The 223-nt window shown below is 65.5% G+C and carries 1 pseudogene; it reads left to right on the top strand.

Annotation, left to right across the window (positions count from 1 at the left end):
- Nucleotides 1-223, top strand: a pseudogene (locus E4K09_RS14210) (thioredoxin domain-containing protein); the annotation flags it as partial.

The following is a 223-nucleotide window of genomic DNA, read 5'->3' as shown; positions in this document are numbered from 1 at the left end:
CTCGTGCCGCATTTCGAGAAGATGCTCTACGACAATGCGCAGCTGCTGGAGCTCTACGCGCTGGCCCATGCCGAGACCGGCCGCGCCCTGTTCAGGGACGCGGCGGAGGGAATCGTCACCTGGCTCGAACGGGAGATGGTGACGCCGGAGGGTGCCTTCGCGTCCAGCCTCGATGCCGATTCGGAGGGAGAGGAAGGCCGCTTCTACGTCTGGACCCTATCCG

This window comes from Microvirga pakistanensis, assembly GCF_004458765.1.
Taxonomy (GTDB): domain Bacteria; phylum Pseudomonadota; class Alphaproteobacteria; order Rhizobiales; family Beijerinckiaceae; genus Microvirga; species Microvirga pakistanensis.
The sequence above is the reverse complement of the archived record's forward strand: the minus strand, read 5'-3'. Positions and strand labels throughout refer to the sequence as shown.